Source organism: Chondromyces crocatus (genome assembly GCF_001189295.1).
Lineage (GTDB): Bacteria > Myxococcota_A > Polyangia > Polyangiales > Polyangiaceae > Chondromyces > Chondromyces crocatus.
Genome location: NZ_CP012159.1, coordinates 740,395 through 755,045, shown reverse-complemented (window position 1 = coordinate 755,045; position 14,651 = coordinate 740,395). Strand labels below are relative to the sequence as shown.

Below are 14,651 nucleotides of genomic sequence, written 5' to 3'. Positions count from 1 at the left end.
GATGAAAACACGCCCGATGACCAGGCTGGATTATGAACAGATCGTCCGCGTGATCGACCACTGGTGGGGCGGTCCTACCAGCGCGCTGGCTCATCCGATGTTTTTCCATCAGCTCGGCAGGCTGGCGCGGGTGGTCGAGGCGGATGGGCAGATGGTCGGGTTCCTGCTCGGTTTCCGCTGCCCCGAGGAGCCGGTGGGCTACGTCCACCTGGTGGGGATCCACCCGGGCTACCGCCGCCGGGGTGTGGGCAAGCTGCTCTACGTCTCGTTCGAGGAGGACTGCCAGCGCGAGGGATGCCTGGCAATGAAGGCCATCACCACGCTCGGCAACGAGGGTTCAGTGCGGTTCCACGCCGCGCTCGGGTGGTCCGCCGACGAGGTGGCGGACTACGCCGGCCCCGGGCGACCGCGCATCGTGTTCACCAAGGACCTCGCCCCAAGCGCTGAGAAGGCGAGCTAGGATCGGCCGCATGCCCGCAATCCAGGAACCTGATCTAGCCTCTCGGCTACGCGAGATTGGCCTCTTCGGTGGGCTCACGGACGAGGTGCTCCGCCTCCTCGCCAGCTCGCTGGAGGTGCAGGATCTCGAGCCGGGGCACGTGATTTTCCGCGAAGGGGAGAGCGGGCGAGACATGTTCGTGCTGCTCGACGGAGAAATCGAGGTGCTGAAGCGCTCCAAGCGCAACCTCGAGGCGCGGATGGCCGTGCTCGGACCGAACGATTGGTTCGGGGAGATGTCGATCCTCGACGTGATGCCCCGCTCCGCCACGGTGCAGGCCATCGCTCCTTCACGGGTGCTTCGGCTCAGCGCCCAGGATCTCGACGCGCTCTATCGCCGCGACCTCAAGGCGTACGCGCTCCTCGTGCTCAACATCGCGCGAGAGATGTCACGGCGGCTGCGGGTGGCGGACGGGCTCCTCGCGGACTTCGTCGCCAACATGCTCGACGAGTACATGAGACCGCGCTCGCCGCCACGCCGCACCTGACGCGGGCGCTCAGCAGCTTCACCGGGCAGCTCGTCAGCTGCCCCCAGCACCACCATCGCCGCCAGCGCCACCTTCACCGCCGGCGCCTCCCTCACCACCAGCGCCAGCGTCACCGCCAGCGCCACCTTCACCCCCTCTGCCACCAGCGCCGCCGGCACCACCACCTCCGCTATCGGCGCCACCCCCGCCCGAGCCGTCGCTCGGCAAGGAGGTCCCGGTGGAGGTGGATGTCGCTCCGCCGGCGCCATTGGTCGCTTCGGTGTTCGCCGGCGGCTCGGGCTGCGGGTTGAAGACACACGCGATCAGGAGCAGAGCGCTGGCGAAAGAGATGAGTATCGTGCGCACGGGTACCTCCATCTTACCGGCAGTCGCGGTTGGCTTCGCCCACCTTCACTGCGCTCCGCTGGAGCCGACCGCGTCGCCTTCACCACCAGCGCCACCGTCGCCGCCGCCTTCACCACCAGCGCCAGCGTCACCGCCAGCGCCACCTTCGCCACCTGTGCCACCTTCGCCGCCGGTGCCGCCCATTCCCCCGCGGCCTCCGGAGCCATCCAGGCTGCCCCCCGCACCGCCCGCTCCTTCACCCGTCGTCCCGCCTTCGGGATCGTTCGCACCTGCACCCAGGTCATGATCGATGGCCGGAGGTTCGGGTTGAGGATTGAAGATGCAACCGACCATCGCAGCGCCGGCTAGCACCGCAGACACCAGGAGGCGTTTCGAGGGGGTCCGCATGGCACCGTGTGCCATGGCAAAGCCCATGCCTGGCGTCCAGGGGGAGAAATCCGGCCTTCGAAGATGGTCGTCGTTCCTGGCTCGGCACAAACTGGCATGGGGGGGAGCGCACCCTGATCCGGCTGCCTTGGTGGGTGAGTCGCCCTGTCCCGGGCGGCGCGGTATGGTGCGCCGTGATTTCTGTCGATGGTGCGAACGAGCTGGTGGGCATCGCCACACGGCTCGACGAGGTGCGCAGGCGGATCGCGGAGGCTGCGCGTCAAGCAGGTCGAGCGCCGGGCTCGGTGAAGCTGATCGCGGTCTCCAAGGGCAAACCGGCGGAGGCGATCCGGATCGCGCATGGCGCAGGTCAGCTCGACTTCGGCGAGAACTACGCGCAGGAGCTGAGCGACAAGGCGCAAGCGCTGGGCGATCTGCCGCGGATCGTGTGGCACGCGATCGGGCGGTTGCAGCGCAACAAGGCGAAGGTCGTCACCCAGGTGGCAGAGGTGGTGCACGCGCTCGATCGGGCAGAACTCGCCGTCGAGCTGGATCGCCGCGCGGCATCGCTCGGGCGCGTGCTGCGGGTGCTGGTCGAGGTGAACGTCGGCGGGGAAGCCGCGAAGGGCGGATGTACCCCCGCGGAGGTGGGACGACTGCTCGACGCGACGCGCGCGTGCGCGAACCTCCGGCCGATCGGGCTGATGACCATCGCTCCTTACCTGGACGACCCCGGAGCCGTGCGTCCGTACTTCGCCGCGCTCCGGGCATTGCGCGACGAGCACGGCGGCGAGGTGGAGCTGCCAGAGCTGTCGATGGGGATGTCGCACGACTTCGAGGTGGCGATCGCCGAAGGGGCAACCTGGGTGCGGGTGGGGACGGCGATCTTCGGGTCGCGCGCCCAAGGGGTGCAGTAGGGTCGACGCATGGAGGATCGGCTGACACGGCGCGCGCTCGTGGCTCTGACGGCGGTCGGCGCGCTCCAGCTGTGCGGGTGTGGCGCGCCGCGGATGCCTCCGTCGGCGAGGCACCCGTTGATGGGCGTCGAAGCGCCCGCGTTCGAGGGGGAGGGGAGCGGGATCCGGACGGTCGGCGTGCCCGGCGACTACCTGACGCGGGTGACGGTCGTGGACTTCTGGGCTTCGTGGTGCGCCGCGTGCAACGTGACCATGCCCGCCCTGGAGATGCTCTTTCGCGAGCGGCAGGTGGACGGGGTGATGGTGATCGGGGTGAGCGTCGACGAGTCGGAGGGGGCCGCAGTGCGGATGGCGCAGCGGCTGAGGACGTCGTTCCCGATCGTGATGGATCCTTCCCGGCGCATCGCCAGCGACTACGGGGTCTCGCAGCTCCCGCTCACCTTCGTGATCGACGCGAACGGCAGGGTGCGCTGGGTGGGAGATGATCCGGGCCTCGCGCGGCGTGCCGTGGAGGTGCTGCTGTCGGAGGGGCGAAGGCCGGTGCTGCAATGAATCCGATGCGTGGGCGCCGATCCGGGGGTGGCTCGGGGCGGCAAGGGCCAACCCTGTTCGAGGCTGCCGCGCAGCGGGATCCGGCGCTCAAGGCGACGATGCCGCTGGCAGAGCGCTCGCGGCCCCACGCGCTCGGAGACATGCTCGGGCAGGAGCACCTGCTCGGCGAGGGGAAGCTGCTCGCGCGCGCGATCGCGGCCGACCGGGTGCCCTCGATGATCCTCTGGGGGCCACCCGGCTCGGGGAAGACGACCCTGGCCAGGGTGGTCGCAGGAGCGACGAAGGCGCGGTTCGTGCCGTTCAACGCCGTGCTCGGGGGGGTGCCCGAACTCCGGGGGATCCTGGAAGAGGCGAGAGAGGCGCGCGGCTACGAGGGGAAGCGGACGATCCTGTTCGTGGACGAGATCCACAGGTTCAACCGCGCACAGCAGGACGCTTTCTTGCCGCACGTCGAAGATGGGACCATCACGCTGATCGGCGCGACGACCGAGAATCCGTCGTTCGCGGTGAACGCGCCGTTGCTCTCCCGCTGCAAGGTGTTCCGTCTGCAGCCGCTCGGCGCCGAGCAGCTGGTGGAGCTGCTCCGACGCGCTCTGAGCGCTCCGGAGGGGCTGAACGGCGCTGTCGAGGCCGATGAGGACGCGCTCTCCGCGGTGGCTGCGCTGGCGCAGGGCGACGCACGGAGAGCGCTGACGACCCTGGAGATCGTCGCAGACGAGGCGTCGCGGATGGGGACGTCACGGATCACCCGCGACCTCGTCGCAGGGACGACGGAGCAGAAGACGCTGCTCTACGACAAGTCCGGCGAGGAGCACTACAACGTGATCAGCGCCTTCATCAAATCGATGCGGGGGTCGGATCCGGACGCCGCGATCTACTGGTTGATGCGCATGGTCGAGGCCGGAGACGATCCTCTCTTCTTGCTGCGGCGGATGATCATCTTCGCGAGCGAGGACGTCGGTAACGCGGATCCGAAGGCGCTCGAGGTCGCGGTCGCCGCCGATGCTGCGTTCCGAAGGCTGGGGATGCCGGAGGGGATGTACCCGATGGCCCAGGCGGCGCTCTACCTGGCGACCGCGCCCAAGTCGAACGCTTGCACTGTGGCCTGGCAGGCAGCGCAGTCGGCGGTGAAGGACAAGGGAGCCCTCCCGGTCCCGATGAAGCTACGCAACGCCGTGACCGCGCTGATGCGCAAGGAGGGCTACGGCCAGGGCTACCGGTATGCGCACGATGAGCCCGATGCGGTGGTCGAGGGGGAGACGTACCTGCCGGAAGAGCTGTCGGGGGAGCGGTTCTACGAGCCAAGCGGGCGAGGCTACGAGCGATCCGTGGCCGAGCGGCTCGCGCGCCTGCGTGGAGGTGGCTCTGGCTAGTGCTCGGTGATGTCGTGGACCCCGCTCAGGGCCTCACGCAGCTCGGAGAGGGCGTGCGCGTCACCCTTGCGCTGGGCGACCTCGATCCCCCGGGTGAGCCACTCTTCGGCTTCGAGGGGGCGGCCGGCCTTCGCGAGCATCGTCCCGCACATGAGGTACATGGGGACATAGTTCTCGTCGGCAGCGCGGAGCGACACGAACGTCGCGAGCGCGTCGTCCTGGCGTCCCTGACCCGCGTACTCCAGCGCCAGCGCGTACCAGTGGAAGGGGTCCTTCGATCCTGCCTGGGTCATCTTCTCCAGCATCAAAAGGCGCTTGCTCACTGGGCCTCCACCACGCCGATGAAGGGCAGGTTGCGGTAGCGCTCGGCCCAGTCGAGGCCATAGCCGACGACGAACTTGTCCTCGATGGTGAAGCCGAGGAAGTGGATCGGCACCTCCACGCGGGAGCGGGCCGGCTTGTGGAGAAGAGAGCAGACCTTGATGCTGCTGGGCATTCGCGTGCGCAGGAGCTGGAGGAGATGAGAGATCGTCAGGCCGGTGTCGACGATGTCCTCCACGATGAGGACGTCATCGCCCTCGATGGGCTGGTTGAGATCCTGGGTGATCTGGACGACGCCGGTCGAACTCGTGCCCTCACCGTAGCTGCGCACGCCGAGGAACTCGACCCGGAGCGGCAGGTCGATGTGCCTCATGAGATCGGCGGTGAACACGAAACTGCCCTTGAGGACGCACACGAGGACCAGCCTCCGACCTGCGTACTCCTTCGTGATCTGGGCTCCCAGCTCGCGCGTGCGGGCTGCAATCTCGTCGGCTGAAAGCAGGGTCCGGACGTTGGTATTCACCATGAGCGCGAGCTAACACCTCGGCGCGTCGGCGCCTAGAGGGGCGCGCAGGCGTATCAGGTTGGCCAGCTCCGAGAACGGAACCACGAGGGCAGCGGGCTGGTCCCGGCTGGACTAGGCTTGCGCCCGCATGAATGCGCACGAACCGATCGACTCACCCGAGCACCGTACCTCTCGCATGCAGCTGCTCGTTCGGTTCTGCGAGACCGATCTCATGGGGATCGTTCATCACGCGAGCTATCTGACGTACTTCGAGGCAGGCCGGGTCGACTGGCTGCATCGCCGCGGTGTCTCCTATGATGACTTCGTCAAAGCGGGCATCCATCTGCCCGTGGTCGAGGCGCGGGTGCGCTACCGCAAAGCTGCGCGCTTCGACGAGCAGCTCGTCGTGGAGACGACGTGCCACGAGATCAAGCGCGCGACCCTCCGGTTCACTTACCGGATCCTGCGTGACAGCGATCTGATCTGTGAAGGGGAGACGTTGCTCGCGACCGTCAGCCACGAGCTGGGGCTTCGACGTCTCCCCGATGCGCTCCGGGAGGTGTTCATGCGCCCGGAGACGCCGCGCTGATCCGAGATTGTTCCGTGAGGGATCCAGAGTGCGAGTTTTGCACGGGTCGGCTTCGATGCGCCCAGACGGGCTGACCTGCACCCATCAGCCGCCGTCTGGAGCCCCCGCGTCGACATCACCCAGCGTGAGGCGGGCTGGCATCTCTGTCTGGATCACGGGTCCGATGAACTCGCCAAGGAAGGTGCGCCACTGCACGTGGTAACGACCTCGCGTCGTGCCGATCACGTAGCGCTCGCTGACAGGCGGTACGGCCACGACGGCGACGCCATCGAGGAGCAGGTAGTGCAAGGTGTCCAGCTGGTTGACGGCGATGAACCCTTCACCAGGGGCACCGATCGCTGTCGGCGGAGGAAGATCGAGCGGTGCTGACCGGAAAGCGGCGATCTCTTCGCGCGTGAGGAACACGCCACCCGGCGCCGTCGGCAAGCCCGAAGAGCTCCACTTTGCGCCTGGTGGCGGGACGAGCATGTCGTTCGATGCGAGATCCACCCGCTTGGCGATGGCGTTCACCTCGAGCGCCGCCCCGCCACCGTCGTGCCAGGCGTAAGACGCCAGCAGCGGCACCTCGCCCGGCTGACACTCCGACGTTCTGGGATCGATGCCCGCAAGCTCGACGAGCGCACGACAGAGCACAACGCCTCCCTCACCGGCTTCCGGGATGCGGGCCATCTCCAGCCGCAGGGAACCGAGGCCAGAGTTGATCTCCAGCTTGCGCACGGGCAAGTTGAGGCGCCGCCCCTCGCCGTCCGGGGTCACCGTGCCCGTGGCGAGTGGCGTGACGTCGACACGTCGCTCCCCGAGGGTCGTGCGCAAGGCGCCAGGCGGAATGACCCGGTAATCGGTCGCATTCGGCCAGAGGACGATGGCCCCGTAGCGATCCGAGCGGGCGCGGAGCTCGGAGCCGCCAGGCAGCGGGAGGGCGCGAGAGGTGAAGCGGATCCGCAAACGGCCCGTCTCGCTGAGGTCGATCGACCAGGAGAGCGTCGTGAGACGCTGCGCCGCCTTGATCCCATCGGCGGCGACTTCAGGGGCTCGTGGTGGGGGCGGGACATCACGCCACCGCCAGGCGGCCTCCAGGGTCAGGCCGGAGAGATCGCGGGTGGAAGACGCTTCAGCCGGAAGCGCGGTATCCGGGGTGAAAGGGACTGGTGGGGGCGCCCCCCCGTCGGGCACGCTGGGGCGGCGGCGCTCGTCGGCAGTGAGAGAGCGTATGGCGGCATCGGAGGCGTCGAACGGCGCGCCCGCATCCATGGGGTCCAGCGTCTCACTGGCCAGAGGGGCGGGGAGGATGCTGGCGTTCGGGCTCGTCCCCGCCTCGGGTGAGCCGGCAGTCGATGGCGCTGGTGCCTCGCACCCCGCGAGCAGCAGGGTGCCGAGGAAGACACGCTCGATCTGCCTCGATGTCACGTCGAGCGCTCGAACGAATCGATGACGCGCACCGCAGCCTCGAGCTGTGGTGGGTTCGGTGCGTACTGCGTGTCGAGGAAGACCACCGTGCTGGCGGCATGATGCTCGACGAAGAGGTTGCAGTTGGCAGCTTCGTTGTCGAAGGCAGCAATGACCCTCCCCAGCCGCGCCAGCGCAGGGGCGACGTTGCGCTTGAACTCGTGATCGGGGATCTCGAACGCAGGCTTGACGACCAGCTCCGTGCCGACCACGCCGATGGGAAACCCGAGGTCGCGCAGGCTCGCGAACGATCCGAGGGCCATGTTCGGCAGATCTCGCCCCGTCAGGTAGACGAGGGTGGCTCCAGCCTCGTAGCAAGCGCATGCGAACGCGCGGGCCCCGGGCACCTCGATGTCATGGCGGATGTGAGGATCCTGAAAGAAGCGGCTCTTCCAGAACTCGAACCCATGCGCGTGAAGGGCCTCGTCGAGCACACCCAGGCGGCGCAGGTTCTCCTGGAAGCCGTAGCCGATGTGCTCCGCGCGAGCATCCGCCACGCGCGCCGCGGCTTCGGGGTGATTGCGTCGCCATTCTTCCGCGAGCTCGTGCAGGATCGCGACGACCCGCGGGCGGTTGTCCATGAGGGTGCCATCGAGATCGAACACGATCACGGGAGGACCGTTGGTTCGATCAGCGGATCGGCGGACGATGTCGTCCAGCAAGTGGGTGCGGTCCGCTGAGGTGAGTCGGAGGTGGCTGAATTCGTTGCTCAAGGTGCGAAGGGGGGCTCGGGTCGGGGGTTCGAGGCGACCGTAGCGCGAAACCAGCGGATGGCAGAAGTTGCCGCGCTGCCTCGCGTGGGTCTATGTGCTCGATTGTCCTACATTTGTTTGGCCCTTCGTTCCAGCTTGGGTACGATTTTCCGAACACAATCCACTGGAGTTGTCCCCATGCGCACTCGGGTTTCGACCGCTCTCGCGCTCGCCATCGCTCTCCCGGCCGTCGCCGGCTGCTCAAAATCGCCTCGAGATCGACTGCAGGGGCGCTGGCTTGGAGAGTCGATCGTGAACGCTCCCTCCGATCAGGTGACCCGGGCCACTGGCTGGGTGACCGGAACGGCGCTCGACTTCAGCGGGAGCAAGGTCACCGTGACCATCCCCGCTGAAAGCCCGCGGAACGGGACGTTCAAGGTCACCAAGGCCGAGGGGGATCGGCTCACGGTCGCCTTTTTGAGACCCGAGGGGAGTCGCGACGAAGCGGAGTTCCAGATGGGGCCTGATGACAAGAAGCTGCACTGGAACATCGGTGGTGGGCAGGAGATCGTGCTGGCGAAGATCCAGAACTGATCGGCCCTCTTCCTCGGCCCCACACAGCTGTCACCTCGGGTAGGGCCTCAGCGCCGGACCCGTTCGCGCCGAACCCGGGTCATCCAGCGCGTAGCCCCTCCGGCACCCTCTCGGTCGATCTGGATCACGACGTCCTCCGACAGCGGGCCCGTCAGCCGGCGCCGCGCTTCATCGATCGACCGCACCTCCCTGCCATTCACAGCGACAAGGCGATCTCCCGGCTCGATGCCGGCCAGCTCCGCCTCGCCGCCTGGAGGCACGAGCAAGGCGACGACCGCCCCTCGAGCCGTGCCCAGCGTGAGCGCCACGCTGCCGGCTCCCTTTGCTTCCGGGCGTGGAGGATCACCGGGCAGGATGATCTTCACCCGCGTCGTGGTCTGTCCTGCTCTCACAGGGACGAGCTCGTCACCTCGTCCGAGCTCCGCGGTGTACGCTTCGACGAGCGTGTTCCCCTCGGGCACCCCCTTCAAGGTGAAGCGGCCGTTGCGATCGGTGGTCACGACACCGGGCGGCAGGGAACCCAGGGGCAGGTAGCTCGGCACCCGCTCTCGAGCGACACGTGCGCCCGCTACGGGTTCGTCCTCCGGGTCGACCACTTCCCCTTCGACCTCGCCTGCCGCGACGAGATCCAGGGCGCCGAGATCGGCAGGACGATCAGGATCCCCTTCGACCGAAAGGAGCGCCTCGGCCTGGGCGTACTCGTCGTGCCGAGCGACGATGCGCAACCTGCCGGGCGCGAGGTCGGTCAGGGTGTATGCGCCTTGATCGTCCGTGCGGGTCCGACGTACACCGGCCGCCGTGTACGCGGTCACCTCTGCACCTTCGAGGCGCTCGCGCCCTCCTCCACCCGTCACCTCACCCGTCGCGCGGAGGCCGCGATGCATGACGAAACGAAGTTCCTTCCGGGCTCCCGCCGTCGACTCTACGAGGGGTGCGCTGCCAGGTCGAAGGAGGGTGAGCCGTAGCGGCAAACCTTCGGCGTCAGGGAGAGCCGCGTTCCCATCGTCGTCAGTGAACAGGGTCCGCCTCAACGGGACCGCGACGTCGAGCGAGATGACGCGCACTTCGACACGATCGAGGGGATAGCCACGATCGTCGTCGACGTGGATCGACACGGCTTCTCGCCGTCGCGGGAGGAGGATCTCCACCTGCTTGCGCGCACGATCGGGGACCGCGACGACGACACGCACGACGACATCGCCGGGCGAGTCAGGCCGAGCCACCGAGAGGAGCACCTCGTCAGGAACAGCAGCGAACGCGAAGGTGCCGTCGTCCTTGGCATACGCCACGCGCTCCAGCGCGCCCTGGGTCGCCGCGAGCTCGATGCGCGCACCGGCGACTGGAGCGCGATCCTCTTCCAGCACCCTGCCTTCGAGGAGCCCTCCCTGGCGCAGCACGATGCGTATGCGCGCCTCGCCGCCAGGTCGGAGGGTGACCGCTTCGCTGATGGCCTCGACATGATCGGGATGACGGACGATGGCCTGAACTCGCCCTGGCGTGACGGGTTCGGCGCGAAACGCGCCGTCGCGCCGCGTGACCCATGGCTCTCCACCTCGATTCACTGGAGGCGCGACAGGGTCTCCGACGCCCACGGACACGGGGATGGGCGAATCTCCACGAGGGATGTCCGGTATCGGACCTGCCATGACCCCGAGTTCACCCACCGGGATGAGCGGCGCTGGACCCAGCAGAGAGCGCGCGAAGTGACCCTCACGAAATTCGGTCATGGCCATCGTCTCATCGATGGGCATGCCGTCCTGGTCCGCTCCGATGACCTCGATGGTCGCACCGGCGACAGGATAACCCCTGTCGTCGACGACTTCTCCGACGAGCGCCGCACCGCGCAGGAGTGGAACACGCACTTCCGTCGCGGTGTCACCCAGGGAAACGGCGCTGCGCTGCACGAACCCAGGCGCCCATGCGGAGACGCTCGCTGGACCATCCGTGAGCGGCCCCAAGGAGAGGCTTCCGTCGTCACCCGTGCGCCCGTGGAGGGGAAACGCAGACAGCCCGTTCTCTACGAGGACGACGCTCGCCCCTTTGACCGGCGGAGCATTCGGAGCATCGCCATCGGTGACGAGGATGCGCACCCGACGCCCCTTCGTGAGGACGAGTTCCACGACCTTGCCGTGCCCTTGTTCGACGGGTACGGCGAAGGCCGTAGGACTCACCTCGTCGCCGCGGTGCGCTTTGAGATCGTACACGCCCGTTCGCAGGCCGGCGATGTGCACCTCGCCAGCGGCATCGGTGCTCGTGCGACGCGCTGGCCAGAGCGCTGTCCCCGCCGCGAGCACCTCGGCGCCTTCCGCTGGCTGACCTGATCCGTCGACGACCCGCACCGTGAGAGAGCCAAGGCGGTCGAGCTTGATCCGGAGAGGAAACGGGCCAGGCATGATGCCTGTGCGGGTCGTCTCCTCGAAGCCTGGCGCCGTCGCGCGAACGACGTACGGAGCAGGACCCAGCCGATCGAAGCGCGCTCGCCCGCCCTCCCTGGTGAGCGCAACGAAAGGCAATGGCTCCGCAGTGGTGACCGTGATCTCTGCCTCATCGATCGGACGGTCGCTCTCGTCCACGACCAGCACATCGAGCACCTTGCCAGGAGACAAAGTGAGGTCGATCGCTCGGGGGCCGGCATCGAGCATCAGACGGGACGAGGCACGAGCACGCGCCGTGCCATACGCCATCACCCAGACCTCACCGCGCGGGAGCCCTGAGAAGTGGGTCACGCCATCCGAGCCAGCACGCTGCTCTCCGACGAACCACGCACGGTCGTCGTGAATGGCGAAGACTCTCACGCTCGTGTCGGCTTCGGGACGACCTTGTTCGTCGTTCACCGTGACGATGAGGTGTGCGTCTCGGAGGCTGACCTCTTCCGGAAGTGGAGGAGCAGGAAGTGGGGCGAGTGGCAGTCCTATCAGGATCACATCCTGAAGGGTCGTGACGACCAAGAGACAGATCAGGGCGGCGAGCCTGACGATCACCCTGTCCAGGAGGGCGCGCCCGGTCTTCGACGGTGAGGAAGGTGAAGCAGCCACGGAGATGGACTGTGTACCCTGTATTTGGAGGCCCCCTGTCGCCAGCCTCGAAGATAGCTCACCGCCTCCTCAGCGCCGGCGCAAGCGGTCAGCTCCACGGCTGACGCTCGCACCGGGGAAAAAGCAGCTCTTCTGAGCCGGTCCGTGCAGTCCTGCTCGACGTTCTAGAGCGACTCCAGGACGATGGCGATCCCCTGACCACCACCGATGCAAGCACTCCCAACCCCGATCCGCTTGCCGCTGCGGCGCAAGGTGTACACGAGGTCAGCCGTGATGCGCGCACCCGACGCGCCGAGTGGGTGGCCCAGGGCGATCGCGCCACCATTCACGTTGCACTTGTCGATGGGCAGCTCCAGGTGCTTCTGGACCGCAAGCCACTGCGGAGCAAACGCCTCGTTGATGTCGAAGACATCGACGTCCGCCAGGGTGAGGCCAGCCCGCTCGAGAGCCTTCGGGATCGCGTAGGCGGGGCCGATGCCCATGAGGGAAGGCTCGACGCCGGCCACGCCCCACTGCAGCACGCGCGCCAGAGGCTGGAGTCCTCGGGCCTTCGCCACGTCCGCGGTCGTCAGCACCAGCATCGCAGCTCCGTCGCAGATGCCGCTCGCATTGCCTGCGGTCACCACGCCGTCCTTCTTGAAGACAGGCGACAGCTTCGCGAGCGTCTCTTTCGACGACTGGGGACGAGGATGCTCATCCACCGCGAACTGCACCGGCGGTGCGCCCTTCTTGCCGGGTAGTTCGACGGGAGTGATCTCGTCCTTGAAAGCCCCCGCCTCGTTCGCCGCCGCCCACAGTTTCTGGCTGCGAAGCGCGTACTCGTCGCACATCTCGCGGGTCACACCGTACTTCGTCGCGAGGTTCTCGGCGGTGATTCCCATCGGCGCGTTGCAGTAGCTGTCGGTGAGCGCGCTCCAGAGCGAGTCCTCGAGCGCCGGTGCTTTGCCGAACGGGTATCCTTCGCGGCCTCCTCGAAGGATGTGTGGCGCCTGAGACATGTTCTCGGTACCACCCACGAGCACCGCTTCAGCCTCACCGAGGAGCAGCCGCTCTGCGCCCAGAACGACCGCTTCGAAGCCAGAACCACAGAGTCTGTTCACCGTGAGCGCGGGGACCTCGATGGGCAGCCCCGCCTTGAGGCCGACATGACGGGCACAGTAGATGGCGTCGACGCTGGTCTGCATCACGTTGCCAACGATCACGTGGCCGATCTCGCCAGCCGCCACGCCGCTCTGAGAGACGGCAGCCTTCGCCGCGTGCACAGCGAGATCGGTGGCCGTCACCCCCTTCAGGGCACCTCCCATCGTTCCAAAGGCTGTGCGTTTCGCACCGACGATCACGATTTCTTTGCTGAGCTTGGCCATGTCTTCTCCTGCGCTTCCGAAGAGCGGTGGGCGCGGAGTTTGCGATGCTGCGTCCGATGGCGCAACGCCTGGCTGCTCAGTGTCGACTCACTTGCCGGCGCTCTGCGTGACGACCGCGAGGATCTCGTCGTCACTCAAGATGTGATCGGACGCTTTTGCCCTGGCAAGGATCGCGTCGCAGAGTTCCTTCGAGGGCTCGATACCGCGCTGTCTCAGCCAGTAGTTCACGTTCGACGCGCCCGACATGTACCCCACGCAGATCTCCTGCTTGCGGCCGAACATCCCCGCAGGGACGCCCGAGTAGATACGGTCCGCGAGCCAGTCGTCCCCTTTCTGTTTGGCCTTGATGATGGCTGCAGCGTGCACACCCGTGGCGGTCCGGAAGGCATCACGCCCGACCAGCGGATAGTTGATGGGGATGTCCCAGCCCACGCCCTCTGCTGCCGTCTCACAGTAGTCGAGGAGACAGGTGAGATCCTGATGCTCGAGCAACCCGAGGAGCTTCAAATTCAGAAGAATGAGCTCCATCGCTGCGTTCCCCACCCGCTCTCCGATGCCGAGCGCAGTGCCATGCACACGGTCGGCGCCGAATTCCAGGGCCCAGAGCGCGTTCTCCAGGGCCAGGCCCCGATCGTTGTGGCCGTGCCAGTCGATACCAACATCAGCGCCGGAGCCAGACACGATGGCCCGGGTGAAGTTGATCAAGTTCCTCACGCCGTCCGGTGTCGCATGACCTACGGTGTCACAGAGGCAGAGGCGTGATGCGCCGTGATCGATGGCCATCTTGAACAAGGTCGCCAGCACTTCGGGCCGAGAGCGCGTCGTATCCTCGGTCACGTAGGCAACCTGAAGCCCACCCTTCACCGCGACATCGATCGCTTCCGCGCTTCGCTTCGCGATCAGGTCCACGTCCCACTGCTCGGCGAGCTGGCGGATCGGGCTCGAGCCGATGAAAGCGTACACCTCGACAGGCATACCTGCGCGCTGTGAGATCTCGATCATGGGCGTGATGTCGGAGGCCACGGTGCGCCCAGCGCATGCGACGCGGAGCGGTAGCCGGTTGTCCGAGATCTCTCGACACATCCGGAGCACGTCCGCAAAGGCGCGCGGCGAGCTCCCGGGCAAGCCGATGTCAGCAACATGGATGCCGACCTTGGCCATGAGGTGCAGCAGCTTGAGCTTGCACTCGATGTTCGGGTCGGCGACCGAGGGATTTTGAAGCCCGTCTCGAAGCGTCTCGTCGAAGAAGGTGACGCCCGCGGGGATCAAGCGTCCTTTTCGACCCACCTCGTTCCAGTCATAGATGAGGTCGTCGGCGTGGAGGCTCTCGGCTTGCTGACCCATAGGATCAGTATAGTACAGCGGGGCTCTCGAGAGCCTGGAGTTGGTGCCGATATGGGTCGCGATCATGGCTGTCTGCCAGCGCGCTGATTGACGCGCCGCAGGGTTGTTCCCGCGACCGCCTTTCACTCATCCGAGCGGCCTCTCGGATCGCCACAGGCGGACGTGCACCGTCAACACGCGCTGCCGCTAGCCCCCAACACCAACCGCGCCTAAGCTGCCCCC

The 14,651-nt window shown here is 67.0% G+C and carries 16 protein-coding genes; 7 read left to right on the top strand and 9 right to left on the bottom strand.

The annotated features are described in order from the left end of the window. Nucleotide 1 precedes the first annotated feature (1 nt). Nucleotides 2–460, top strand: coding sequence for a GNAT family N-acetyltransferase (locus CMC5_RS02830; protein WP_050428967.1), 459 nt, complete (start codon nucleotides 2–4; stop codon nucleotides 458–460). Nucleotides 461–470: 10 nt separating this feature from the next. Beyond that, complete coding sequence (locus CMC5_RS02825; protein WP_050428966.1) at nucleotides 471–986, top strand: cyclic nucleotide-binding domain-containing protein; 516 nt, start codon at nucleotides 471–473, stop codon at nucleotides 984–986. Nucleotides 987–1,019: 33 nt separating this feature from the next. Here CMC5_RS02825 and CMC5_RS43920 read toward each other — a convergent pair whose 3' ends face one another. Together CMC5_RS43920 and CMC5_RS43915 are read right to left on the bottom strand one after the other, a co-directional pair. Further along, entirely contained in the window at nucleotides 1,020–1,331 is a 312-nt protein-coding gene (locus CMC5_RS43920) for a hypothetical protein (RefSeq protein WP_050428965.1), read from the bottom strand. A gap of 45 nt (nucleotides 1,332–1,376) precedes the next feature. Then, the gene (locus CMC5_RS43915; RefSeq protein WP_218920223.1) at nucleotides 1,377–1,664 is read right to left on the bottom strand and encodes a hypothetical protein; all 288 of its coding nucleotides are present in this window, start codon (nucleotides 1,662–1,664) and stop codon (nucleotides 1,377–1,379) included. Between the two features lie 227 nt (nucleotides 1,665–1,891). Between CMC5_RS43915 and CMC5_RS02810 the strand changes: the two genes are divergently transcribed. Genes CMC5_RS02810 through CMC5_RS02800 form a run of 3 tightly spaced genes read left to right on the top strand, consistent with a single transcriptional unit; the run spans nucleotide 1,892 to nucleotide 4,539 of the window. After that, nucleotides 1,892–2,614 carry a YggS family pyridoxal phosphate-dependent enzyme gene (locus CMC5_RS02810; RefSeq protein ID WP_245678255.1) on the top strand — a complete coding sequence of 241 codons (723 nt, stop codon included), beginning with the start codon at nucleotides 1,892–1,894 and terminating at the stop codon, nucleotides 2,612–2,614. Between the two features lie 9 nt (nucleotides 2,615–2,623). Further along, nucleotides 2,624–3,166, top strand: coding sequence for a TlpA disulfide reductase family protein (locus CMC5_RS02805; RefSeq protein ID WP_050428963.1), 543 nt, complete (start codon nucleotides 2,624–2,626; stop codon nucleotides 3,164–3,166). 5 nt (nucleotides 3,167–3,171) lie between these two features. Further along, nucleotides 3,172–4,539: a replication-associated recombination protein A gene (locus CMC5_RS02800; protein ID WP_050435676.1), complete on the top strand. Its 1,368-nt coding sequence runs from the start codon at nucleotides 3,172–3,174 to the stop codon at nucleotides 4,537–4,539. Here CMC5_RS02800 and CMC5_RS02795 read toward each other — a convergent pair. Further along, on the bottom strand, nucleotides 4,536–4,862 hold the full coding sequence (locus tag CMC5_RS02795; protein ID WP_050428962.1) for a tetratricopeptide repeat protein: 327 nt from the start codon (nucleotides 4,860–4,862) through the stop codon (nucleotides 4,536–4,538). The two genes, CMC5_RS02800 and CMC5_RS02795, sit on opposite strands and share 4 nt — an antisense overlap. Continuing rightward, nucleotides 4,859–5,386, bottom strand: coding sequence for a hypoxanthine phosphoribosyltransferase (gene hpt / locus CMC5_RS02790; protein ID WP_050428961.1), 528 nt, complete (start codon nucleotides 5,384–5,386; stop codon nucleotides 4,859–4,861). Before hpt ends, CMC5_RS02795 begins: the two co-directional genes overlap by 4 nt. 175 nt (nucleotides 5,387–5,561) lie before the next feature. Between hpt and CMC5_RS02785 the strand changes: the two genes are divergently transcribed. Then, nucleotides 5,562–5,954 (top strand): acyl-CoA thioesterase, encoded by a 393-nt coding sequence (locus tag CMC5_RS02785; protein ID WP_063796198.1) that lies wholly within the window; start codon nucleotides 5,562–5,564, stop codon nucleotides 5,952–5,954. A gap of 84 nt (nucleotides 5,955–6,038) precedes the next feature. On the opposite strand, the gene CMC5_RS02780 is transcribed toward CMC5_RS02785, so the two are convergent. Then, complete coding sequence (locus CMC5_RS02780) at nucleotides 6,039–7,361, bottom strand: hypothetical protein (protein ID WP_082362187.1); 1,323 nt, start codon at nucleotides 7,359–7,361, stop codon at nucleotides 6,039–6,041. Next, nucleotides 7,358–8,011 carry an HAD family hydrolase gene (locus tag CMC5_RS02775; protein ID WP_245678254.1) on the bottom strand — a complete coding sequence of 218 codons (654 nt, stop codon included), beginning with the start codon at nucleotides 8,009–8,011 and terminating at the stop codon, nucleotides 7,358–7,360. Before CMC5_RS02775 ends, CMC5_RS02780 begins: the two co-directional genes overlap by 4 nt. Nucleotides 8,012–8,404: 393 nt before the next feature. On the opposite strand from CMC5_RS02775, the gene CMC5_RS02770 reads away from it, so the two are divergent. Continuing rightward, nucleotides 8,405–8,686, top strand: a complete 282-nt coding sequence (locus tag CMC5_RS02770; RefSeq protein ID WP_245678253.1) for a hypothetical protein — start codon at nucleotides 8,405–8,407, stop codon at nucleotides 8,684–8,686. A gap of 47 nt (nucleotides 8,687–8,733) precedes the next feature. Here the strand turns inward: CMC5_RS02770 and CMC5_RS02765 are convergent, their stop codons facing one another. From CMC5_RS02765 to CMC5_RS02755, 3 genes are all read right to left on the bottom strand, one after another. Continuing rightward, a complete protein-coding gene (locus CMC5_RS02765; protein WP_156338090.1) occupies nucleotides 8,734–11,481 on the bottom strand; it encodes a carboxypeptidase regulatory-like domain-containing protein in 2,748 nt (915 codons plus the stop codon). A 404-nt stretch (nucleotides 11,482–11,885) separates the two neighbouring features. Then, nucleotides 11,886–13,085 carry an acetyl-CoA C-acetyltransferase gene (locus CMC5_RS02760; RefSeq protein WP_050428956.1) on the bottom strand — a complete coding sequence of 400 codons (1,200 nt, stop codon included), beginning with the start codon at nucleotides 13,083–13,085 and terminating at the stop codon, nucleotides 11,886–11,888. Between the two features lie 87 nt (nucleotides 13,086–13,172). Beyond that, entirely contained in the window at nucleotides 13,173–14,495 is a 1,323-nt protein-coding gene (locus tag CMC5_RS02755) for a LeuA family protein (RefSeq protein ID WP_281180818.1), read from the bottom strand. Nucleotides 14,496–14,651 lie beyond the last annotated feature (156 nt).

What these genes read in the sequence shown, in the direction of transcription:
- CMC5_RS02755 (WP_281180818.1), bottom strand. Translation starts at nt 14,495, where the DNA reads ATGATCGCGACCCATATCGGCACCAACTCCAGGCTCTCGAGAGCCCCG.
- CMC5_RS43915 (WP_218920223.1), bottom strand. Translation starts at nt 1,664, where the DNA reads ATGGTCGGTTGCATCTTCAATCCTCAACCCGAACCTCCGGCCATCGAT.
- CMC5_RS02760 (WP_050428956.1), bottom strand. Translation starts at nt 13,085, where the DNA reads ATGGCCAAGCTCAGCAAAGAAATCGTGATCGTCGGTGCGAAACGCACA.
- hpt (WP_050428961.1), bottom strand. Translation starts at nt 5,386, where the DNA reads ATGGTGAATACCAACGTCCGGACCCTGCTTTCAGCCGACGAGATTGCA.
- CMC5_RS02805 (WP_050428963.1), top strand. Translation starts at nt 2,624, where the DNA reads ATGGAGGATCGGCTGACACGGCGCGCGCTCGTGGCTCTGACGGCGGTC.
- CMC5_RS02830 (WP_050428967.1), top strand. Translation starts at nt 2, where the DNA reads ATGAAAACACGCCCGATGACCAGGCTGGATTATGAACAGATCGTCCGC.
- CMC5_RS02825 (WP_050428966.1), top strand. Translation starts at nt 471, where the DNA reads ATGCCCGCAATCCAGGAACCTGATCTAGCCTCTCGGCTACGCGAGATT.
- CMC5_RS02800 (WP_050435676.1), top strand. Translation starts at nt 3,172, where the DNA reads ATGCGTGGGCGCCGATCCGGGGGTGGCTCGGGGCGGCAAGGGCCAACC.
- CMC5_RS02785 (WP_063796198.1), top strand. Translation starts at nt 5,562, where the DNA reads ATGCAGCTGCTCGTTCGGTTCTGCGAGACCGATCTCATGGGGATCGTT.